Annotated in this window: 22 protein-coding genes and 1 pseudogene; all 23 read right to left on the bottom strand. The window is 57.0% G+C overall.

Translation table 11 applies throughout. The features are described 5' to 3' along the window. Positions 1 to 61: 61 nt before the first annotated feature. Positions 62 to 1267 carry a prophage tail fiber N-terminal domain-containing protein gene (locus tag CJ305_RS18065; RefSeq protein WP_015979255.1) on the bottom strand — a complete coding sequence of 402 codons (1206 nt, stop codon included), beginning with the start codon at positions 1265 to 1267 and terminating at the stop codon, positions 62 to 64. A gap of 64 nt (positions 1268 to 1331) precedes the next feature. Next, positions 1332 to 1952, bottom strand: a complete 621-nt coding sequence (lom, locus tag CJ305_RS18060; protein ID WP_001246632.1) for an outer membrane beta-barrel protein Lom — start codon at positions 1950 to 1952, stop codon at positions 1332 to 1334. Between the two features lie 61 nt (positions 1953 to 2013). After that, the gene (gpJ, locus tag CJ305_RS18055) at positions 2014 to 5412 is read right to left on the bottom strand and encodes a phage attachment tail tip protein J (protein WP_000515495.1); all 3399 of its coding nucleotides are present in this window, start codon (positions 5410 to 5412) and stop codon (positions 2014 to 2016) included. 60 nt (positions 5413 to 5472) lie between these two features. Then, positions 5473 to 6105 (bottom strand): tail assembly protein, encoded by a 633-nt coding sequence (locus CJ305_RS18050; RefSeq protein ID WP_000090889.1) that lies wholly within the window; start codon positions 6103 to 6105, stop codon positions 5473 to 5475. After that, positions 6042 to 6785 (bottom strand): C40 family peptidase, encoded by a 744-nt coding sequence (locus CJ305_RS18045; RefSeq protein WP_000194780.1) that lies wholly within the window; start codon positions 6783 to 6785, stop codon positions 6042 to 6044. Before CJ305_RS18045 ends, CJ305_RS18050 begins: the two co-directional genes overlap by 64 nt. Before the next feature lie 5 nt (positions 6786 to 6790). Continuing rightward, positions 6791 to 7489 carry a phage minor tail protein L gene (locus tag CJ305_RS18040; protein WP_001152639.1) on the bottom strand — a complete coding sequence of 233 codons (699 nt, stop codon included), beginning with the start codon at positions 7487 to 7489 and terminating at the stop codon, positions 6791 to 6793. After that, on the bottom strand, positions 7489 to 7818 hold the full coding sequence (locus tag CJ305_RS18035) for a phage tail protein (protein ID WP_000847379.1): 330 nt from the start codon (positions 7816 to 7818) through the stop codon (positions 7489 to 7491). Before CJ305_RS18035 ends, CJ305_RS18040 begins: the two co-directional genes overlap by 1 nt. Then, positions 7815 to 10376 carry a phage tail tape measure protein gene (locus CJ305_RS18030; RefSeq protein ID WP_000840207.1) on the bottom strand — a complete coding sequence of 854 codons (2562 nt, stop codon included), beginning with the start codon at positions 10374 to 10376 and terminating at the stop codon, positions 7815 to 7817. The genes CJ305_RS18035 and CJ305_RS18030 overlap by 4 nt, the downstream gene beginning before the upstream one ends. Further along, entirely contained in the window at positions 10369 to 10758 is a 390-nt protein-coding gene (locus CJ305_RS18025) for a phage tail assembly protein T (protein WP_000533391.1), read from the bottom strand. The genes CJ305_RS18030 and CJ305_RS18025 overlap by 8 nt, the downstream gene beginning before the upstream one ends. A 26-nt stretch (positions 10759 to 10784) precedes the next feature. Beyond that, complete coding sequence (gpG, locus tag CJ305_RS18020) at positions 10785 to 11207, bottom strand: phage tail assembly chaperone G (protein WP_000479153.1); 423 nt, start codon at positions 11205 to 11207, stop codon at positions 10785 to 10787. 15 nt (positions 11208 to 11222) lie between these two features. Then, positions 11223 to 11942 carry a phage tail protein gene (locus CJ305_RS18015; RefSeq protein WP_001297108.1) on the bottom strand — a complete coding sequence of 240 codons (720 nt, stop codon included), beginning with the start codon at positions 11940 to 11942 and terminating at the stop codon, positions 11223 to 11225. Between the two features lie 28 nt (positions 11943 to 11970). Further along, positions 11971 to 12366 (bottom strand): phage minor tail U family protein, encoded by a 396-nt coding sequence (locus tag CJ305_RS18010; protein WP_000683105.1) that lies wholly within the window; start codon positions 12364 to 12366, stop codon positions 11971 to 11973. Next, positions 12363 to 12941 carry a phage tail protein gene (locus tag CJ305_RS18005; protein WP_000975070.1) on the bottom strand — a complete coding sequence of 193 codons (579 nt, stop codon included), beginning with the start codon at positions 12939 to 12941 and terminating at the stop codon, positions 12363 to 12365. Before CJ305_RS18005 ends, CJ305_RS18010 begins: the two co-directional genes overlap by 4 nt. An 11-nt stretch (positions 12942 to 12952) precedes the next feature. After that, positions 12953 to 13306: a head-tail joining protein gene (locus tag CJ305_RS18000; protein WP_000752979.1), complete on the bottom strand. Its 354-nt coding sequence runs from the start codon at positions 13304 to 13306 to the stop codon at positions 12953 to 12955. 11 nt (positions 13307 to 13317) lie between these two features. Beyond that, a complete protein-coding gene (locus CJ305_RS17995) occupies positions 13318 to 13716 on the bottom strand; it encodes a DNA-packaging protein FI (RefSeq protein WP_000158919.1) in 399 nt (132 codons plus the stop codon). 41 nt (positions 13717 to 13757) lie between these two features. Beyond that, a complete protein-coding gene (locus tag CJ305_RS17990; protein ID WP_001312646.1) occupies positions 13758 to 14810 on the bottom strand; it encodes a major capsid protein in 1053 nt (350 codons plus the stop codon). Between the two features lie 28 nt (positions 14811 to 14838). After that, on the bottom strand, positions 14839 to 15171 hold the full coding sequence (locus tag CJ305_RS17985) for a head decoration protein (protein ID WP_001297109.1): 333 nt from the start codon (positions 15169 to 15171) through the stop codon (positions 14839 to 14841). A gap of 9 nt (positions 15172 to 15180) precedes the next feature. Further along, on the bottom strand, positions 15181 to 16500 hold the full coding sequence (locus tag CJ305_RS17980; RefSeq protein WP_000123343.1) for a S49 family peptidase: 1320 nt from the start codon (positions 16498 to 16500) through the stop codon (positions 15181 to 15183). Then, positions 16481 to 18082: a phage portal protein gene (locus tag CJ305_RS17975; protein WP_001359455.1), complete on the bottom strand. Its 1602-nt coding sequence runs from the start codon at positions 18080 to 18082 to the stop codon at positions 16481 to 16483. The genes CJ305_RS17980 and CJ305_RS17975 overlap by 20 nt, the downstream gene beginning before the upstream one ends. Beyond that, positions 18079 to 18285: a phage head-tail joining protein gene (locus tag CJ305_RS17970; RefSeq protein ID WP_000198149.1), complete on the bottom strand. Its 207-nt coding sequence runs from the start codon at positions 18283 to 18285 to the stop codon at positions 18079 to 18081. Before CJ305_RS17970 ends, CJ305_RS17975 begins: the two co-directional genes overlap by 4 nt. Further along, a complete protein-coding gene (locus tag CJ305_RS17965) occupies positions 18282 to 20207 on the bottom strand; it encodes a phage terminase large subunit family protein (protein WP_001027292.1) in 1926 nt (641 codons plus the stop codon). Before CJ305_RS17965 ends, CJ305_RS17970 begins: the two co-directional genes overlap by 4 nt. Next, positions 20182 to 20652: pseudogene (locus CJ305_RS17960) on the bottom strand (DNA-packaging protein); the annotation flags it as partial. The pseudogene CJ305_RS17960 and the gene CJ305_RS17965, both read right to left, overlap by 26 nt. A 1-nt stretch (position 20653) precedes the next feature. After that, the coding region (locus CJ305_RS19680) for a terminase small subunit (protein ID WP_136767820.1) at positions 20654 to 20732 on the bottom strand (79 nt) is incomplete at its 3' end. Positions 20733 to 20921 lie beyond the last annotated feature (189 nt).

Here is a 20921-nt window from a genome sequence, read left to right as displayed (position 1 = left end):
GTGTTCGCAATCTGGGTATTGTTTGTTCCCCTGAGCGCGGTTGGTGCTGTTGGCGTTCCGGTCAGTGCCGGACTGTCCAGTGGGCTTTTCTGTTCGTTTCATCCATTACCACCTTAACCGCCTTTGGCGTTGCAGCAAGCGTTTCAGACGTGCTGTTGGTTGCACTGCTGAGCTGCACTATCCCCTTTCTCGTTGTGTCCGCATCCTCAAGCGCGACAGCTGAAGCTATATCTTCTGCACGTTTTGCCGAATTTTTTGCACGTATTGCCGCCGCTTCTGCCGCACTTTTGCTCTGCGATGCTGATACCGCACTTCCCGCAGCCTCTGTCGCCTTCGTGGATGCCGTTGACGCACTCCCCGCCGCCGCTGTTTTTGCGTCTGCCGCGGCAGAGGCGCTCCGTTCCGCTGCTGTTTCAGATGACCTGGCATTCGTCTCGGACGTTTTTGCCGCCCTGGCAGAATTTTCTGCCGCCGTTGCCGAGGAAGCTGCACGACCGGCACTTGATGATGCGTTCGTTTCTGATGATTTTGCTGCCTCTTTTGAGGCCACCGCATCTCGTGCTGAAGTGGCGGCCTCTGACGCTTTCGTGGCCGCGGTGGAGGCAGACGTGGCGGCTGATTGTTGTGACGCTGCAGCATTCGTTTCTGACGTTTTCGCCGCACCGGCACTGGTGGCCGCCGCGTTTTTTGAGGACTCTGCGGCTGCGGCACTTTTTTCCGCTTCAGTGGCCTTTGCTGATGCCGCTTCTGCGCCGGAGGACGCTTCCTGAGCTGACGATGCAGCCTGTCCGGCGGACGTGCTGGCGGCGCGTGCTGAGTCAGTTGCATCAGTCACAAGGGCCGCGACCTGAGCAGCTGATGCACTGGCATCGCCGGCTGATTTCTTCGCGTCTGCCGTACTCTGTGCCACCACGGACGCGTTACGCGCCACCTCTTCCACCATCAGTTCAAGACGACGCAGCACCTCCGGCCGGGCATCATCCTCCGTCATGGCACAGAGAAAATCATTCAGCGTCCCCGGTTGTGAATCTTCATACACGGTGATGGTCCCGGCGTGCGATGGTGGAAAACCGTCAACCTGCAGGATGACACTGTACTGACCGTACTCCACATCCATGCTGTAACGCCCGGCTTCATCCGGATTCTCTGAGCCCACCGTGTTCACCACCACCGTGGTGCTGTTACGTCTGGCTTTCAGCTGAATGGTGCAGTTCTGTACCGGTTTTCCTGTGCCGTCTTTCAGGACTCCTGAAATCTTTACTGCCATATTCACCCCACAAAAAAGCCCACCGGTTCCGGCGGGCTGTCATAACACTGTGTTACCTGGCTAATCAGAATTTATAACCGACCCCAACGATGAATCCGTCAGTACGCCAGTCGCCACTGCCGGAGCCTTCATAAGCAATATCAACAACGACGGACGCTGCCGGATTAATCTGTATACCTGCACTCCACGCCACTGAGGTATGCCGCATTGCACTTTCGTCCCTGGCAGTGGTCGTCTCTTTCATATACCCGGGAGTGATTTCCGTCTTACGGTAATCCATTGTACTGCCGGACCACCGACTGTGAGCCACTCCGGCCATGGCGTACGCACTGACCTGCTTACTGATTTGTAAAACCGGTCCGGCCATCACGCTCACATAACGTCCACGCAGGCTCTCATAGTGAAACGTATCCTCCCCGGTCATCACTGTGCTGCTCTTTTTCGACGCGGCGAACCCCAGGGAAGCCATCACCCCCACACTGTCCGTCAGCTCATAACGGTACTTCACGTTAATCCCTTTCAGATGACTCACACCGGTATCCCCGCCCGACAACGACGGCAATGTACCCGGTTTCACTTGAAAATAGCCCACCGTAAACGTACCATGTCCACCTTCCGCACGGGCCGGAGTGACTGTCACCGCAAGTGCGGCAAAGACAGCAACGGCAATACACACATTACGCATCGTTCACCTCTCACTGTTTTATAATAAAACGCCCGTTCCCGGACGAACCTCTGTAACACACTCAGACCACGCTGATGCCCAGCGCCTGTTTCTTAATCACCATAACCTGCACATCGCTGGCAAACGTATACGGCGGAATATCTGCCGAATGCCGTGTGGACGTAAGCGTGAACGTCAGGATCACGTTTCCCCGACCCGCTGGCATGTCAACAATACGGGAGAACACCTGTACCGCCTCGTTCGCCGCGCCATCATAAATCACCGCACCGTTCATCAGTACTTTCAGATAACACATCGAATACGTTGTCCTGCCGCTGACAGTACGCTTACTTCCGCGAAACGTCAGCGGAAGCACCACTATCTGGCGATCAAAAGGATGGTCATCGGTCACGGTGACAGTACGGGTACCTGACGGCCAGTCCACACTGCTTTCACGCTGGCGCGGAAAAGCCGCGCTCGCCGCCTTTACAATGTCCCCGACGATTTTTTCCGCCCTCAGCGTACCGTTTATCGTACAGTTTTCAGCTATCGTCACATTACTGAGCGTCCCGGAGTTCGCATTCACACTGCCACTGATATCCGCATTTTTAGCGGTCAGCTTTCCGTCCGGTGTCAGGGAAAAGGCCGGAGGATTGCCGCCGCTGGTAATGGTGGGGGCCGTCAGGCGCTTCAGGAACACGTCGTTCATGAATATCTGGTTGCCCTGCGCCACAAACATCGGCGTTTCATTCCCGTTTGCCGGGTCAATAAATGCGATACGATTGGCGGCAACCAGAAACTGGCTCAGTTTGCCTTCCTCCGTGTCCTCCATGCTGAGGCCAATACCCGCGACATAATGTTTGCCGTCTTTGGTCTGCTCAATTTTGACAGCCCACATGGCATTCCACTTATCACTGGCATCCTTCCACTCTTTCGAAAACTCCTCCAGTCTGCTGGCGTTATCCTCCGTCAGCTCGACTTTTTCCAGCAGCTCCTTGCCGAGATGGGATTCGGTTATCTTGCCTTTGAAAAAATCCAGGTAACCTTCCGCATCATCGCTCGCCCGACCGACGGCCTCCACGAATGCCGATTTGCCAACGGTGTTCACACTGCGGATATAAAAGTAATAATCATGGCCCGGTTTGATATTGATACTGGCGGCTATCCAGTACAGCGCCGTACCAAGATAACGCGTGCTGGTTTCAACCTGTCTGATATCCGCAATCTGCTTTTCCGAGAACCAGAACTCAAACTGTACCGTCGGGTCATAAACGGCAAGATGCGGCGTGGCGGTTATCTGAAAATAGCCCGGCGTCAGCTCAATCCTCGACGGTGCTGCCGGTGCGGCAATCCGGAACGATACCGACGCCGGATCGCCCTGCTGCCCCCACGCATTTACCGCCCGGACTGTCAGCCTGTAGTTCCCCAGCGCCAGTTGCGTGAAGCGGTATGTGGTTTCCGTCGTCCGGGCCGTGCTGACCAGCCGCTCACTGCCGTCGTCCGCTGTTACGGTCAGACGGAGCAGGAAACTCACGCCCTTCACCACCTTCGGTGTGTCCCATCGCGCCAGCACCTGATATTCCCCGCTGTCTGCAGTGACTTCTGCGGTCAGGTGCTGCACCGCTGGCGGCGTGACACCATTCACCGTGCCACTCTGTTCGCCGTCAAAGTGCGCCCCGTTATCCACGATGGCCTCTTTTTCCGGCACATGCTGCACGGCGGTGATGGCATACGTGCCGTCGTCGTTCTCACGGATACTCACGCAGCGGAACAGTCGCTGGCGCAGCGTCGGCAGCTTCAGCTCCCATACGCTGTATTCAGCAACACCGTCAGGAACACGGCTCACTTTTACCTTCACGCCGTCGGTGACGGACTGAACCTCCACGCTGACCGGATTGCCACTTCCGTCAACCAGGCTTATCAGCGCGGTACCGGAGGATGGCAGCGTGATTTCACGGTCGAGCGTCAGCGTCCGGGTCTGGCTGTTCACCGCCAGCACACGACCACCGGTGCTGATACCGGCATAGTCATCATCGCAGATTTCAATAACATCGCCCGGTACATGGCGAAGCCCTTCTGCGCCGACGCTGAAATCCACGGTCTGCGTTTCCAGCAGTTCTGTTTTAATCAGCCACAGCCCGGCGCGGTGTGCCTGCCCCCGGCTGGTACAGCCAAAGGCATCCATCTTCGTAACATTACGACCGTAACGGGCAATGGCCTGCGTATCTTCAACAAGCTCTGTCGCCGTCTCCCAGCCGTTGTTCGGGTCAATCCAGTTCACCTCAACGGCATTATGGCGGTCCTTCAGGGCGCTGAAGCTGTAGCGGAACGGCGCGCCATCATCCGGCATCACCACATTACTGCGGTTATAGGTCCACGTCTTATCCGACGGTCGGTCCTGCACGAACGTCAGCGTCTGCCCGTTCCATACCGGCATACAGCGCATCGCCGAGCAGAAATCGCTGAGCACATCCCACGCCTTACGCTGTGTGGTCAGGTACGCATTACAGGTGATGCGCGGCTCCGTGCCGCCAAAGCCGTCCGGCACTGACTGGTCGCAGTACTGGCCGATGACATACAGCGCCCATTTATCCACATCCGCCGCACCAAGACGTTTCCCCATGCCGTAGCGCGGATGGGTCAGCATATCCCACAGACACCAGGCCATGTTGTTGCTGTATGCCGGTTTAAACGTTCCGTCCCAGATACCGCTGTATTGCCGCGTCTGCGGGTTATAGTTCGACGGCACCTGCAGAATACGCCCGCGCAGATGATAATTACGGCTCACCTGCTGGCTGCCGAACTGCTCCGAGTCCACCTGCACGCCGACCAGTGCCGTGTTCGGGTAGCACTGTTTCACATCGATGATTTCAGTGTATGACGACCAGAGCGTTTTGTTCTGCAGCTGGTCTGTGGTGCTGTCCGGCGTCATCCTGCGCATCCGGATATTAAACGGGCGCGGCGGCAGGTTACCCATCACCACCGAGGCCAGATACTGCGAGGTGGTTTTGCCCTTAATGGTGATGTCTTTTTCCGTCACCCAGCCACCGTTACGTTGTATCTGAACCAGCAGGCGGACTTCCGACGGATTCCTGTCACCCTTTGAGGTGGTTTCCACCAGTGCCTGTACACCGAAGGTAAAGCGCAGACGGTCGATGTTTGCAGACGTAATGGTGCGGGTGATCGGCGTGTCATATTTCACTTCCGTACCCAGCACCGTCTCGGAGCCGGAGGATTCAAATCCCTCCGGCGGAGTCTGCTCCTGCTCACCAGCCCGGAACACCACCGTGACACCGGATATGTTGGTATTCCCCTCAGTGTCCAGCACCGGCGTACTGTTCAGCAGCACGCTTTTTAAGCCATCCACCGGACCTTCAATCGGCCCTTCGCTGATGGCATCGATCACACTCAGCAACTGCGTGGACTTCAGGTTGTCCTTCGCTTCGCGCGGGGTATGCCCCTTACTGCTTCCTTTACCCATTCCTCACGCTCCATAAATGACAAAACCGCCCGCAGGCGGTTTCACATAAAACATTTTGCATCAGCGACCAATCACCACAACCTGACCACCGTCCCCTTCGTCTGCCGTGCTGATCTCCTGAGAAACCACGCGTGACCCCACGCGCATTTCCCCGTACAGAACAGGCAGAACATTGCCCTGGGCAACCATGTTATCCAGTGAGGAGAAATAGGTGTTCTGCTTACCGTTATCCGTTGTCTGTATACGGGGAGTTCTGGCTTTCGGTGCCAGCATCTGCGCCACACCACCGAGCACCATACTGGCACCGAGAGAAAACAGGATGCCGGTCATACCACCGGCCCCAATGGCTGCCCCCCATGCTGCAAGGGTGGCTCCGGCGGTAAAGAATGATCCGGCAATGGCGGCAGCCCCCAGGACAATCTGGAATACGCCACCTGACTTGGCCCCGGCGACTCTGGGAACAATATGAATTACAGCGCCATCAGGCAGAGTCTCATGTAACTGCGCCGTTAACCCGGACGTGCTGACGTCCCGCCCGGCAATCCGTACCTGATACCAGCCGTCGCTCAGTTTCTGACGAAACGCCGGGAGCTGTGTGGCCAGTGCCCGGATGGCTTCAGCCCCCGTTTTCACACGAAGGTCGATGCGGCGACCAAATCGTTGTAAATCCCCGTAAAGGCAGATGCGCGCCATGCCCGGTGACGCCAGAGGGAGTGTGTGCGTCGCTGCCATTTGTCGGTGTACCTCTCTCGTTTGCTCAGTTGTTCAGGAATATGGTGCAGCAGCTCGCCGTCGCCGCAGTAAATTGCGGCGTGATTCGGCACTGATGAACCAAAACAGCACAGCAGCACATCGCCCGGCTGTGCCGCTGACAACGGCACCTGATACAGCCCCGTCGCCTCCAGATTATCCAGATAGAGATTCTGGCCGTTACGCCACCAGTCATCCTCACGATGAAAGTCCGGCATCTCAATCCCCGCCAGATGATAAGCATCCCGGAACAGTGTGTAACAGTCCGTCACACCGTGCTCAAAGCGCCGCCCGGTGAGATGCGGCACACAGCGGAACTTATGAATCGTCCCCCGGCAGACCAGCCACCACGGCAAATCACTCTGCACCTGCAGCCGCCGGTCGGCCTCACTCAGCCAGGGCAGACCACCGGGGTGGCTGTGGACCAGCGCCACAATCTCACCCTGCATTTCTGCCTGCAGCCAGTCTTCCGGCGACATACGGAAATACGCCTCCGGCTCACCGGAGATATTCACGCAGGGGAAATATCTTTCCCCCTCCGGCGTGCTTACCACGAAGCCGCACGACTCCGCTGGCGCACATCGCCGGGCGTGCGCCAGAATCGCTGATTCTGTCTGTGTCATGGGATTTACTGCGAAAGTTTGTTAATGGAAAGGAAGCCGCCAAAGTTGCCGACGTTATTGCGGAACTTACAACCGCTCAGGCATTTGCTGCATTTATCCTTCGTGATATCGGACGTTGGCTGGTCATATTCATCCGCGACAGCCGGACCGCTATAACCGCACTCGTCACCGCGATAGGTCCAGGTGCAGGTGTTGGCCAGCATGATACGTCCCGGAAAAACAGCGCCATCCGTTTCCGTCGGCGTGGACAGTACAAAGGAGGCACTCACCGCGCTCAGTTCGCTGCACTGCTCAATGCGCCAGCGGCTGATCACCTCCTGCTCCGGATCGGCGTAACTGTTTCCGTTGACGAAGTTCACCGCATCCAGAAAACGGGCGTAAACCTTACGCCGGACCACCGTTCCGCCGACCAGACTCTGCATATCTTCCGCCATCCCGGTGACCATACCGTACAGGTTAGAAACCGTCAGCGTGGGGCGCGTACTGGTGCCTTTGCCATTCAGTTCAAAACCGCTCCCCTGAATGGGATACGGCTGATACTGTCGCCCCTGCCAGGTGACCGGCTCACCTTTTTCGTTCTGCTCATTACAGAAAAAATAACGTTCTCCACCGACCTCTGTCAGGTCGATTTCCCAGAGCACCACGCTGGCCGACTGCTCCGCACGGGTGCATTCATTCAGTGTTTCCTGCCGGATATCCTGCATCAGTTCACCACCTGTTCAAACTCTGCGCTGAACTCAACACGCAGCATACTGACCCGCGACGACCATTTTGCGCAGGTCACCTTTATCTGCCGCCACTCATAAGGCGGCGTCCACAGAAAGGATTTCCAGCCCCCGTGCTCTTCCAGAAACGACTCCAGTACCGTGGCCTCCTCACGGGGGACAGAAAGCGTCACGCTGTACGTTTTCAGGTTGGCATTCAGCCCGGCAGGCGCTCGCTGAGAATAGCCATCACCAAAGCGCACCTTTCTTACAGAAGGGACCGAAGCCACATCCATACCGGGTTTCACTTTCCAGCGGAAGGTCTTCATCGTCCACCTCCGGAGAACAGGCCACCATCACGCATCTGTGTCTGAATTTCATCACGGGCACCCTTGCGGGCCATGTCATACACCGCCTTCAGAGCAGCCGGACCTATCTGCCCGTTCGTGCCGTCGTTGTTAATCACCACATGGTTATTCTGCTCAAACGTCCCGGACGCCTGCGACCGGCTGTCTGCCATGCTGCCCGGTGTACCGACATAACCGCCGGTGGCATAGCCGCGCATCAGCCGGTAAAGATTCCCCACGCCAATCCGGCTGGTTGCCTCCTTCGTGAAGACAAACTCACCACGGTGAACAATCCCCGCTGGCTCATATTTGCCGCCGGTTCCCGTAAATCCTCCGGTTGCAAAATGGAATTTCGCCGCAGCGGCCTGAATGGCTGTACCGCCTGACGCGGATGCGCCGCCACCAACAGCCCCGCCAATGGCGCTGCCGATACTCCCGACAATCCCCACCATTGCCTGCTTAAGCAGAATTTCTGTCATCATGGACAGCACGGAACGGGTGAAGCTGCGCCAGTTCTGCTCACTGCCGGTCAGCATCGCCGCCATATTCTGTGCAATACCATCAAAGGTCTGCGTGGCTGCACTTTTTACCTGCGACATACTGTCCGTGGCGCTCTCTTCCCACTCACTCCAGCCGGACTTCAGGCCTGCCATCCAGTTCCCGCGAAGCTGGTCTTCAGCCGCCCAGGTCTTTTTCTGCTCTGACATGACGTTATTCAGCGCCAGCGGATTATCGCCATACTGTTCCTTCAGGCGCTGTTCCGTGGCTTCCCGTTCTGCCTGCCGGTCAGTCAGCCCCCGGCTTTTCGCATCAATGGCGGCCCGTTTTGCCCGTTGCTGCTGTGCGAATTTATCCGCCTGCTGCGCCAGCGCGTTCAGGCGCTCCTGATACGTAACCTTGTCGCCAAGTGCAGCCAGCTGGCGTTTGTACTCCAGCGTCTCATCTTTATGCGCCAGCAGGGATTTCTCCTGTGCAGACAGCTGGCGACGTTGCGCCGCCTCCTCCAGTACCGCGAACTGACTCTCCGCCTTCCACAAATCCCGGCGCTGCTGGCTGATTTTCTCATTTGCTCCGGCATGCTTCTCCAGCGTCCGGAGTTCTGCCTGAAGCGTCAGCAGGGCAGCATGAGCACTGTCTTCCTGACGATCGCCCGCAGACACCTTCACGCTGGACTGTTTCGGCTTTTTCAGCGTCGCTTCATAATCCTTTTTCGCCGCCGCCATCAGCGTGTTGTAATCCGCCTGCAGGATTTTCCCGTCTTTCAGTGCCTTGTTCAGTTCTTCCTGACGGGCGGTATATTTCTCCAGCGGCGTCTGCAGCCGTTCGTAAGCCTTCTGCGCCTCTTCGGTATATTTCAGCCGTGACGCTTCGGTATCGCTCTGCTGCTGCGCATTTTTGTCCTGTTGAGTCTGCTGCTCAGCCTTCTTTCGGGCGGCTTCAAGCGCAAGACGGGCCTTTTCACGATCATCCCAGTAACGCGCCCGCGCTTCATCGTTAACAAAATAATCATCCTTGCGCAGATTCCAGATGTCGTCTGCTTTCTTATACGCAGCCTCTGCCTTAATCAGCATCTCCTGCGCGGTATCAGGACGACCAATATCCAGCACCGCATCCCACATGGATTTGAATGCCCGCGCAGTCCTGTCTGCCCAGGTCTCCAGCGTGCCCATGTTCTCTTTCAGGCGGCGGGTCTGGTCATCAAACCCTTTCGTTGCGGCCTCGTTCGCCGCCTGCAATGCCCCGGCTTCATCGCCGGAACGCTGCAACTGAGCAACATACGCAATCTGCTCCGCCGACACGTTATGGAACTGGCGAGCCATCGCCGTCAGCCCCGACGTCGGGTCTGTGGTCAGCTTCCCGAAGGCTTCAGCGACCTTGTCCACCTCCACGCCGGATGCAGAGGAGAAACGCGCCACACTCTGGCTGATGGACGCAATCTGAGCCTCACCGCTTACCCCCGCCTTAACCAGTGCGCTGAGTGACTCGCTGGTCTGGTTAAACGTCAGCCCTGCCGCCTGCCCGGCTCTGGACAGGACCAGCATACGATCTGCCGTCAGTCCCGCCTGATTGCCGGAAAGGACCAGCGTTTTGTTGAAATCGGACAGGGTTGAGTTGCCCTGATACCAGGCATACGCCAGCGCACCGGTCGCCACCGCCAGCGAGGTGGCCCCCACCATCGGCAGGGTGATCGCACCGGCAAGCCCCCTGAACATGGGGATCATCCCGCCGAAGGAGTCCTTCACCTGCCCCCCCTGTTGCAGCAGGATCAGCCACGGACTTTGCCCGCCTGCAAGCTGCGTGGCCACGTCGGTGAACTGTGCAGGCAGCATACGCATGGCGGCTTTATACTGCCCGACGGAAATCCCCGCTTTCTGTGCAGCCAGCGCCTGTCGGCTCAGCGACTGTTCAACGACTGCCGCTGTTTTTTTCGCATCACTTTCCGTACCAGAAAAATGACGCCTGACTCTGGCCATCTGCTCGTCAAATCTGGCCGCATCCAGACTCAAATCAACGACCAGATCGCCTACCGGTTCAGCCATACCGGACTCCTCCTGCGATCCCTTCTGATACTGTCATCAGCATTACGTCATCCTCCGTCATGTCCGCCACATCCGGGGAAGCGGGGATAACTTCATTCCCGTCCGGGCCAAAGCGGACACCTCCGGCAAGCCCTGCCGCTTTCTGCATCAGCACATCATCTTCAGGCTCTTCGTCAGCCTCGCGCCGGTTCAGCAGACTGAAATCCAGCGGATGCATATCCGGATCGCTGAAAAACAGGCTGAGCACGGTGTACGTCAGCCCGGAAAAGTGCATATCCAGCAGAACATCATGAAAATAATGGGTACTGTAAAAGCGGTGCCAGTCGGCATACTCCGTGGATGACATCCCGGCAAGCATGGCACGCCAGTCGGGTCGCCCCATCTCACGCGCCAGTTTCAGGGCAAAACTCAGCTCACCGTCGAACACTTTCCCGCAGAAACAGGCTCTGCGGGCCCGGCGTCCTCTGTCTGTTCAGGGGCATTATTCACCACAAACTCATACATACCAGACAGCCGGTACACCACGTTTTCAGCATGAGAAATTGCCTCCGTGGGCCAGGTGGTAAGCACTTCCTGCTCAATCTGTTTAACGGCTTCATTCATGGACGGCATCTGCGTCTTCTGCGGATGGTTATGCCACAGGGACATCGCCACCAGAAACGCGCCGGTTCTGATGGCGTCTTCCACAGTAAACTTCCGGTTGCTGTCTGACTCCGCCTGTTCTGCCTGCCGTTTCATCAGGGCGAGATGCTCAATGCGCTGCAGGGCTGACAGTTCAGAAAGCGTGACGGTCACACCGTTATGTTCAAATGATTCGGTTTTCAGGAACATCGCTGACTCTCCGGATTAACTGGCGGTGACGGTAATTTCTGCAACCGCAGCAAACTCACCATTACCGGATACAACCGGAATGTTGACCTTGCCTGCAGCAACGCCGTTCACGGTGATGGTCATACCACTGACCGACACGGTGGCTTTTGTTTTATCCGCAGACACCGCACGAAAGCTCTTGTCGGTTACGCCCTCCGGCTGGAAGGCCACGGTCAGCGTGGTGCTCTGCCCTTTCACCACCGAGGTGCTGGCAGGCGTCACGGTCATGCCGGTTGCCGCTGTTACCGTGCTGCGATCTTCTGCCATCGACGGACGTCCCACATTGGTGACTTTCACCGTGCGGGTGATCACTTCCTTCGCCGTCACCGCCTTACCGATACTGCTGACCCAGCCACGGAACACATCGACCGTGCCGTTCGGGAAGCGGATTTTATAGGCACGGGTATCGCCTTCATTAAACCACGCCAGCAGCGCCTGCTGCCCCTGCTCTCCGGGCATCCACGCCAGCGTGAAGCTGGTATCTCCGGCAGATTTCTGCCCCTGCCCGGTCGCAGTCCAGTCTGCATCTTCATCATCGAGATAGCTGTCGTCATAGGACTCAGCGGTCAGTTCGCCGGGCGTCAGGTCTTTAACTTTTGCCAGACGCGACCAGTCAACGTCTGAAAGCGGATTCGCGTAAGGGTCACCGCTCCCCTTATAAACCCACAGGGTGGTCCCGGCACCTTTCACCGGCATTGTAGGATTTGGTACAGGCATAGCGTCCTCACATTTCATAGGTAATGACATAAGTCAGATCGGCTGAACTCCACAAGCCCGCATCATCGTCGCGCCGGTAGTCATAGCCGCTGGCCACCATACTGGTGATCAAATCTGACAGTGCCGGGATATCGCTCATCACCGGATAAATCCGGGACTCCATCCACGCATCCAGCTCTGAATCCGGCACCTGAGCAGGCAGGAAAACTTCGATATGCAGCTCCGCCTGCCAGGTATCGCTGTCCAGCTCTTCGCCCGTGTATTCAGCGCCGGTGAGATAAACGGCAACTGCCGGAAAATCCGCCTCATCAAAAACAGCGGGGCGACCATCAAAAAACGTCGCCCCGGTGTCATGCTTCTCCAGTGCATCCAGTACGGCTGCACGGAGTTCAGTATGTTTCATCGCTTTATTACCATCCTCAGTTGATGCTGCAGCGCATAGCCCAGCTCTTTCGGAAGACGTTCACGCCGTATCCGCTCAATATTTTGTTTAAACGCCGTGGTCAGCGGCACCGCCATCGGGATTTTCACCACATCAATGGGGTAACGGTTTTTCCCAGCCACACGCTGCATGACATGCCACCGGCCATTTTTCAGTTGCTGAATAAACGCGCCGGGAATACGACGGTTACCCACCACAAGCACGCTGCCGCCACCTTTCAGGGATGAACGCTGCCCCTTTTTACGACGCCTGCGGCGCGAAAGGACAACCCGCGCATTACCCAGCTTGATTACGGGCAAATCCCCCCGGTTAACTTTGATTCTGGCCTGCGGATTTTTGACCGTGGCCCTTTTCAGCCTGGCCCTTTCCTTTACCAGTTTCCGGCGTACCTTTGTCTCACGGGCAACCTGTGACGCCGACTGCGATATCGCGGATGAAGCAACGCGGTTAATGGCCATTGCGGCGGCACCAGGCACCGCCGTTTTGCTGATACGGCTGAGGTTTTCAACGGCCTGCTCAAGACCTTTTATGGCCATACATCCCCCTTTCAGCGGCGACGGTTAACGGCAGGCGGTACGCCCCGTCCAAGCCAGAGATGACAACTTCCGCCATCATCCGGCGAAACCCGATCTACCCAGAAATTTTCCTCACCGATGGTCAGCGTGTCTCCACGCCGCAGCTGCCGCACCTCATCAGTCCGGACAAACAGGGACGGGCTGGAGCCTTCAACGCGCACGCCCTGTCCGGCATAGCTGATATTTTCAGGGTCATCAAAAACACCACGTATCACCGCACCTGACTGCTCACCGGATGTAATGGTGGCTGACGTTCCCATGTACCCGCGTATCGTTTCATCGGCGCGGGCAATGGCAGCATCGAACAGGTTATCGAAATCAGCCACAGCGCCTCCCGTTATTGCATTCTGGCCAGGCCGCGCTCTGTCATTTCGGCTGCCACACCGGCAGAGACACGAAACGCCGTTCCCGGCAGCACAAATGCCACAGGTTCATCCCGCGTGGCGTGAAGTGCATCAGTATGCAGCTTCACCAGTGCCACGACCGTGACCAGTTCAGACGTATCCAGAATCACGGTATCCGGCTGCGCTGATCCCACCTCATTTTCATGTCCGGTCAGCACATTTTCCCGGCTGAGAGGGGTGTCCTGACCGGCAGTTTCATCCGTGTCATCAAGCTCCTCTTTCAGCTCTGCCACACGGAGCGCCAGTTCTTCTTTCGTCCCCGTCAGGCTGACATCACGGTTCAGTTGTTCACCCAGCGAGCGGAGACGGGCAATCAGTTCATCTTTCGTCATGGACTCCTCCACAGAGAAACAATGGCCCCGAAGGGCCATGATTACGCCAGTTGTACGGACACGAACTCATCAGGGTCAGCCAGCAGCATCAGCGGTGCTGACTGAATCATGGTGAACTCACGCGCCGGATCGCCGGTGGTCACCCAGTTTTTCGGGTAACGGGCAGAGGCGTTAATGCCTTCGCGCTGTGCGTCCGCATCCTGAATGCAGCCATAGGTGCGCAGACCGCGTGCCTGAGTGTTCCCCAGCACCATCGTGTTGTCCGGCAGGAAGTTCTTTTTGACGCCGTTTTCCACGTACTGTCCGGAATACACGACGATGGCCACATCGCCATACATCCCCTTATAGGACACCGCTTTGCCCAGGTCTTTCACCGCTGTCTCCAGCTCGGAATTAGAGCCACGACGGGTATCCAGCTTCTCCTTGACGGCTTTGAAGGAACGGAACAGCGCCCAGCCTTTCGGATCGAACACGATGATATTCACCACACCGCTGGCGTTCAGCGCGTAGGCTTCGATATCGTCGGTCGGGTCATACGTGGACTTGTCACGCTTGCTCCACTCCGTGCCGCCGGACTGCGTGATGTTATTCTCCTCACTGCGGCCCATATCCACCTCAACCGGATCGAAGGCTTCACCGGTCATGGTGTATTTGCCCTTAAGCACGGCAGAAACTGCCTGCATCTCTTCGACCTGAGCAATGGCCAGCTCTTCGTCACGCATGTTCTGCATGATGATGCGACGGCGGCGGTAAGCCGGGTCCGCCAGATTCTGCGGATCTTCATCCGGCAGGCGACGCAGGGTCATCTGCGGATTCACTTCATGCTTCGGCTTGACATATCCCGGCGTAAATTCAGAGGTGGAGCCGCCACGGGAACGGATAACCTCACCGGAAACAATCGGCGAAACGTACAGCGCCATGTTTACCAGTCCCGGAATTTGTGAGAGATAGACTTTCTCCGTGGTGAAGGGATAGCTCTCACGGAAAAAGAGACGCAGAAACAGCGGATCAAACTTAAATTTCTGCTCATTTGCCGCCAGCAGTTGGGCGGTTGTGTACATCGACATAAAAAAATCCCGTAAAAAAAGCCGCACAGGCGGCCTTTAGTGATGAAGGGTAAAGTTAAACGATGCTGATTGCCGTTCCGGCAAACGCGGTCCGTTTTTTCGTCTCGTCGCTGGCAGCCTCCGGCCAGAGCACATCCTCATAACGGAACGTGCCGGACTTGTAGAACGTCAGCGTGGTGCTGGTCTGGTCAGCAGCAACCGCAAGAATGCCAACGGCAGCACCGTCGGTGGTGCCATCCCACGCAACCAGCTTACGGCTGGAGGTGTCCAGCATCAGCGGGGTCATTGCAGGCGCTTTCGCACTCAATCCGCCGGGCGCGGTTGCGGTATGAGCCGGGTCACTGTTGCCCTGCGGCTGGTAATGGGTAAAGGTTTCTTTGCTCGTCATAAACATCCCTTACACTGGTGTGTTCAGCAAATCGTTAACGGCATCAGATGCCGGGTTACCTGCAGCCAGCGGTGCCGGTGCCCCCTGCATCAGACGATCCAGCGCAGTGTCACTGCGCGCCTGTGCACTCTGTGGTGCTGCGGCCAGAATGCGGCGGGCCGTTTTCACGGTCATACCGGGGGTTTCTGCCAGCACGCGTGCCTGTTCTTCGCGTCCGTGAGCCTCCTCACAGTTGAGGATCCCCATAATGCGGCTGTTTTCTGCCGCAACCGCTGCGGTGATCTGCGCGTTCACGTCCGGCTGCGCCGCGCTGGCGTTCTCGCCCTCCGTCGCTGGCACCACGTCAGTAACGTCAGCCTGCGAAGCAGTGGCTGAAACAGTTGTTGATTGAGTCTCTTTGGTCATTCGCCCTCCTGAGAGACGGGATTTACGTGCATCCAGTGCATCACGCATGACGGTGATCGCATCGGTGCTGTTAACAAGTTCATCAGCCAGTCCGGCATCAATGGCCTCCTGACCGCTGTACACTGCAGCCTCGGTATCCAGCACAACCTGCACGGACAGGCCGGTATATGCCGACACCTTCTGCGCAAACATCTGGCGGGTTGCGTCCATCCGGGACTGCAGTGTCTCCCGGACGTCATCCGGAAGATGGCTGTAGGGGTTGCCATCCACCTTATGGCTGCCGCTGTAAATCAGCGTGATTTCCACACCCTGTTTCTCCAGCGCAGCACCGTAATTACTGTGAGCCATCATGACGCCGATGGAGCCTGTCCGGGCGGTCTGCGTGACCAGACGCCGGGAGGCGGCACTGGCAAGCAACTGACCTGCACTGCAGTTCATGTCGTTGGCAAGCGCCCATACCGGTTTTATGTCACGCACACGGGCGATGATGTCAGCGCAGTCAAATGCCCCCGCCACCATCCCGCCGGGCGTGTCCATATCGAGCAGAATGCCGTCCACCATCGGATCGCTGGCAGCCTGTTGCAGACGGGCGATAATGCCGTTGTAACCGGTCATCCCCGAGTACGGCTGCAGCGCCCGCGTCCGGCTGACCAGCGTGCCGGACACCGGCAGCACGGCGATGCCGTTCATGACCTGATAACTGCGGGCCTGTCGTGGTCCGTCATCATCACCGGATAATGCCAGCGTCGCGAGTGCCTCCTGGGCAGTCAGGCTGTCGCCGGACACCGCATCCGTCAGGCTGCTGATCCCAAGCTGGCCTGCAAGCGCACAAAAGAAAACCCGCGCATAGGCGGGTTCAAGCATCAGCGGCTCATTAAAGGCCATGCTGGCAATATGCGGGAGATTACGCAGCTCTGCTGTCACTCTTCTCCTCCTCTGTTGATTGTCGCAGCCCGGATTCAAATGCTGCAGCCGCCCAGGCGGGCGGTTTAAGACCGGCTGCACGGCGCTCCATCGTTTCACGGACCTGCTGGGCAAAAATTTCCTGATAGTCGTCACCGCGTTTTGCGCACTCTTTCTCGTAGGTACTCAGTCCGGCTTCTATCAGCATCACCGCTTCCTGAACTTCTTTCAGACCATCGATGGCCATACGACCGGAGCCTATCCAGTCGCAGTTCCCCCAGGCACTGCGGGCTTCCTGAAAACTGAAGCGCGCTTTTGAAGGTAACGTCACCACGCGGCGAACGATGGCCTCTTCCAGCCAGCACAGAAACATCTGGCTCGCCTGACGGGATGCGACGAATTTTCGCCGCCCCATAAAGTACGCCCACGACTCGTTCGCACTGGCCCGTGCCGTGGAGTAGCTCATCTGGGCGTAATTCCGGGAAAGCTGCTCATACGAGACACCCAGCCCGGCAGCGATATACCGCAGCAGTGACTGCTCAAACACGGAGTAGCCGTTATCCGTATCCTGAGCCGTCTGCAGGTTCAGTGAGTCACCCGGCATCAGGTGCGGTACTTTTGCGCCTCCCAGCCGGACCGGCGCTGCGGCGTAATACGCGGCAATTTCACCAATCCAGCCGGTCAGCCTTTCCCGCTGCTCCTGACTGTTCGCGCCCAGAATAAAATCCATCGCTGACTGCGTATCCAGCTCACTCTCAATGGTGGCGGCATACATCGCCTTCACAATGGCGCTCTGCAGCTGCGTGTTCTGCAGCGTGTCGAGCATCTTCATCTGCTCCATCACGCTGTAAAACACATTTGCACCGCGAGTCTGCCCGTCCTCCACGGGTTCAAAAACGTGAATGAACGAGGCGCGCCCGCCGGGTAACTCACGGGGTATCCATGTCCATTTCTGCGGCATCCAGCCAGGATACCCGTCCTCGCTGACGTAATATCCCAGCGCCGCACCGCTGTCATTAATCTGCACACCGGCACGGCAGTTCCGGCTGTCGCCGGTATTGTTCGGGTTGCTGATGCGCTTCGGGCTGACCATCCGGAACTGTGTCCGGAAAAGCCGCGACGAACTGGTATCCCAGGTGGCCTGAACGAACAGTTCACCGTTAAAGGCGTGCATGGCCACACCTTCCCGAATCATCATGGTAAACGTGCGTTTTCGCTCAACGTCAATGCAGCAGCAGTCATCCTCGGCAAACTCTTTCCATGCCGCTTCAACCTCGCGGGAAAAGGCACGGGCTTCTTCCTCCCCGATGCCCAGATAGCGCCAGCTTGGGCGATGACTGAGCCGGAAAAAAGACCCGACGATATGATCCTGATGCAGCTGGATGGCGTTGGCGGCATAGCCGTTATTGCGTACCAGATCGTCTGCGCGGGCATTGCCACGGGTAAAGTTGGGCAACAGGGCTGCATCCACACTTTCACTCGGTGGGTTCCACGACCGCAACTGCCCTCCAAATCCGCTGCCACCGCCGTGATAACCGGCATATTCGCGCAGCGATGTCATGCCGTCCGGCCCCAGAAGGGTGGGAATGGTGGGCGTTTTCATACATAAAATCCTGCAGGTCCCCTGCGTCGCTGTGTCATGCCGGTCTGCACTTCCAGCTCTGCAATATATTTTTTCAGGTCAGACACGGAAGTGGCCGTAAACTCCACCCTTCGTCCGTCTTTCTGTACTGTTGCCACCCGTTTACCTGTCATCAGGTCATGCAGTGCCGCACGGGCAGCGGCAAGTTCTTCCTGTCGCGTCATTCATCCTCTCCGGATAAGGCACGGGCGTAATCTGCCAGTGTTTTCTTGTTGGTTGCTGCACCATCCTCTTCCTGCAGGCTCGCCAGCAGCGCACTGAGATCCAGCTGCCAGCGGGAAATACTGATGCGCAGCGCCGCCAGCGCATAAACGAAGCAGTCGAGTGCCTCATTGCGTCGCTTTTTGCTGTCCCACAGTATTTTTTTCCTGCCATCCACCCATTTTTCGACCTGCTCTTCAGCAGTCAGCTGCTGCGCTTCGGTCAGATCAAAAATATCCGGGTTATTCGGGAAGTGAACGGCACCGGGAAGCGGTTCATCCCCTTCCGGCGTCAGTGTGAAGCGGTTATAAATCTGCTCTTTCGCGGTATCCGTACCGATTTCGGTAAGGTAAACCCCGTTTTTGTTTCGCTTACGTGGCATGCTGGCCACCGGCTTTCCGTAGACGGATGCCCCTTTAATGGGGATCACCCGGAACAGCCCATGTTTTTTCGAGCGTTCATACACAATGGTCGGGTCAATCCCGCCAGTATCCCAGCAGATACGGGATATCGACATTTCTGCACCATTCCGGCGGGTATAGGTTTTATTGATGGCCTCATCCACACGCAGCAGCGTCTGTTCATCGTCGTGGCGGCCCATAATAATCTGCCGGTCAATCAGCCAGCTTTCCTCACCCGGCCCCCATCCCCATACGCGCATTTCGTAGCGGTCCAGCTGGGAGTCGATACCGGCGGTCAGGTAAGCCACACGGTCAGGAACGGGCGCTGAATAATGCTCTTTCCGCTCTGCCATCACTTCAGCATCCGGACGTTCGCCAATTTTCGCCTCCCACGTCTCACCGAGCGTGGTGTTTACGAAGGTTTTACGTTTTCCCGTATCCCCTTTCGTTTTCATCCAGTCTTTGACAATCTGCACCCAGGTGGTGAACGGGCTGTACGCTGTCCAGATGTGAAAGGTCACACTGTCAGGTGGCTCAATCTCTTCACCGGATGACGAAAACCAGAGAATGCCATCACGGGTCCAGATCCCGGTCTTTTCGCAGATATAACGGGCATCAGTAAAGTCCAGCTCCTGCTGGCGGATGACGCAGGCATTATGCTCGCAGAGATAAAACACGCTGGAGGGGTCATCCGGCGTCCATTTGAGGCCAAACGGCGTCTCTTTGTCGCCAAATTTAAGATACTGCTCCTCCCCGCAATGCGGGCAGGCAACATGAAAACGCATAAAATGCGGGGATTCACTGGCTGCACGCTCAATCTGACAGGTGCCTCTCACTTTTGGCGTGGAGCCACGGATGGACTTTGGCCAGACCGAGCCTTCAATACGCTTGTCACCCAGGAACGTCGGAGAGCCTTCCTGTTCAATATCATCATCAAAAGCAGCAAGTTCATCATAACCCGCCACATCCACCGACTTTTCACGGTAGTTTTTTGCCGCTTTACCGCCCAGGCACCAGAAGCCACGCCCATTAGTGAAACGCTTCATGGTGAGCGTGTTATCCCGGTGCTTTTTGCCATACCACGGGGCCAGCGCCAGCAGCGACGGAATATCACGAATAGTCGGCTCAACGTGGGTTTTCATAAAGTTCTCGGCATCACCATCCGTCGGCAACCAGATAAGGGTGTTGCGCTGCTTATGCTCTATAAAGTAGGCATAAACACCCAGCAGCATTTTGGAATAACCGACACGGGCAGACTTCACCACATTCACCTCACGGATGTAGTCGCTGCCCATCGCATTCATGATGGCCCGCTGAAAGGGCAGTGTTTCCCAGCGCCCTTCCTGGTATGCGGATTCTTTCGGGAGATAGTAATTAGCATCCGCCCATTCAACGGCGGTCTGTGGCTCCGGCCTGAACAGTGAGCGAAGCCCGGCGCGGACAAAATGCCGCAGCCTGTTAACCTGACTGTTCGATATATTCACTCAGCAACCCCGGTATCAGTTCATCCAGCGCGGCTGCTTTGTTCATGGCTTTGATGATATCCCGTTTCAGGAAATCAACATGTCGGTTTTCCAGTTCCGGAAAACGCCGCTGCACCGACAGGGGGAGCCCGTCGAGAATACTGGCAATTTCACCTGCGATCCGCGACAGCACGAAAGTACAGAATGCGGTTTCCACCACTTCAGCGGAGTCTCTGGCATTCTTCAGTTCCTGTGCGTCGGCCTGCGCACGCGTAAGTCGATGGCGTTCGTACTCAATAGTTCCTGGCTGGAGATCTGCCTCGCTGGCCTGCCGCAGTTCTTCAACCTCCCGGCGCAGCTTTTCGTTCTCAATTTCAGCATCCCTTTCGGCATACCATTTTATGACGGCGGCAGAGTCATAAAGCACCTCATTACCCTTGCCACCGCCTCGCAGAACGGGCATTCCNTTCCCTGTTCCTGCCAGTTCTGAATGGTACGGATACTCGCACCGAAAATGTCAGCCAGCTGCTTTTTGTTGACTTCCATTGTTCATTCCACGGACAAAAACAGAGAAAGGAAACGACAGAGGCCAAAAAGCTCGCTTTCAGCACCTGTCGTTTCCTTTCTTTTCAGAGGGTATTTTAAATAAAAACATTAAGTTATGACGAAGAAGAACGGAAACGCCTTAAACCGGAAAATTTTCATAAATAGCGAAAACCCGCGAGGTCGCCGCCC

Source organism: Leeuwenhoekiella nanhaiensis, from assembly GCF_002744755.1.
In the GTDB taxonomy this organism is placed as follows: Bacteria; Bacteroidota; Bacteroidia; order Flavobacteriales; family Flavobacteriaceae; genus Leeuwenhoekiella; species Leeuwenhoekiella nanhaiensis.
This window is presented reverse-complemented; position numbering and strand designations above follow the sequence as displayed.

Excerpts from the sequence above, each read along its gene's own strand:
- CJ305_RS18035 (WP_000847379.1), bottom strand. The coding sequence starts at position 7,818 with ATGAAGACCTTCCGCTGGAAAGTGAAACCCGGTATGGATGTGGCTTCG.
- CJ305_RS18030 (WP_000840207.1), bottom strand. The coding sequence starts at position 10,376 with ATGGCTGAACCGGTAGGCGATCTGGTCGTTGATTTGAGTCTGGATGCG.
- CJ305_RS18025 (WP_000533391.1), bottom strand. The coding sequence starts at position 10,758 with ATGGGGCGACCCGACTGGCGTGCCATGCTTGCCGGGATGTCATCCACG.
- CJ305_RS18065 (WP_015979255.1), bottom strand. The coding sequence starts at position 1,267 with ATGGCAGTAAAGATTTCAGGAGTCCTGAAAGACGGCACAGGAAAACCG.
- lom (WP_001246632.1), bottom strand. The coding sequence starts at position 1,952 with ATGCGTAATGTGTGTATTGCCGTTGCTGTCTTTGCCGCACTTGCGGTG.
- CJ305_RS17985 (WP_001297109.1), bottom strand. The coding sequence starts at position 15,171 with ATGACGAGCAAAGAAACCTTTACCCATTACCAGCCGCAGGGCAACAGT.
- CJ305_RS18050 (WP_000090889.1), bottom strand. The coding sequence starts at position 6,105 with ATGGCGCGCATCTGCCTTTACGGGGATTTACAACGATTTGGTCGCCGC.
- gpG (WP_000479153.1), bottom strand. The coding sequence starts at position 11,207 with ATGTTCCTGAAAACCGAATCATTTGAACATAACGGTGTGACCGTCACG.
- CJ305_RS18010 (WP_000683105.1), bottom strand. The coding sequence starts at position 12,366 with ATGAAACATACTGAACTCCGTGCAGCCGTACTGGATGCACTGGAGAAG.
- CJ305_RS18040 (WP_001152639.1), bottom strand. The coding sequence starts at position 7,489 with ATGCAGGATATCCGGCAGGAAACACTGAATGAATGCACCCGTGCGGAG.
- CJ305_RS17970 (WP_000198149.1), bottom strand. The coding sequence starts at position 18,285 with ATGACGCGACAGGAAGAACTTGCCGCTGCCCGTGCGGCACTGCATGAC.
- gpJ (WP_000515495.1), bottom strand. The coding sequence starts at position 5,412 with ATGGGTAAAGGAAGCAGTAAGGGGCATACCCCGCGCGAAGCGAAGGAC.
- CJ305_RS18045 (WP_000194780.1), bottom strand. The coding sequence starts at position 6,785 with ATGACACAGACAGAATCAGCGATTCTGGCGCACGCCCGGCGATGTGCG.
- CJ305_RS17975 (WP_001359455.1), bottom strand. The coding sequence starts at position 18,082 with ATGAAAACGCCCACCATTCCCACCCTTCTGGGGCCGGACGGCATGACA.
- CJ305_RS17995 (WP_000158919.1), bottom strand. The coding sequence starts at position 13,716 with ATGACGAAAGATGAACTGATTGCCCGTCTCCGCTCGCTGGGTGAACAA.
- CJ305_RS18015 (WP_001297108.1), bottom strand. The coding sequence starts at position 11,942 with ATGCCGGTGAAAGGTGCCGGGACCACCCTGTGGGTTTATAAGGGGAGC.
- CJ305_RS18005 (WP_000975070.1), bottom strand. The coding sequence starts at position 12,941 with ATGGCCATAAAAGGTCTTGAGCAGGCCGTTGAAAACCTCAGCCGTATC.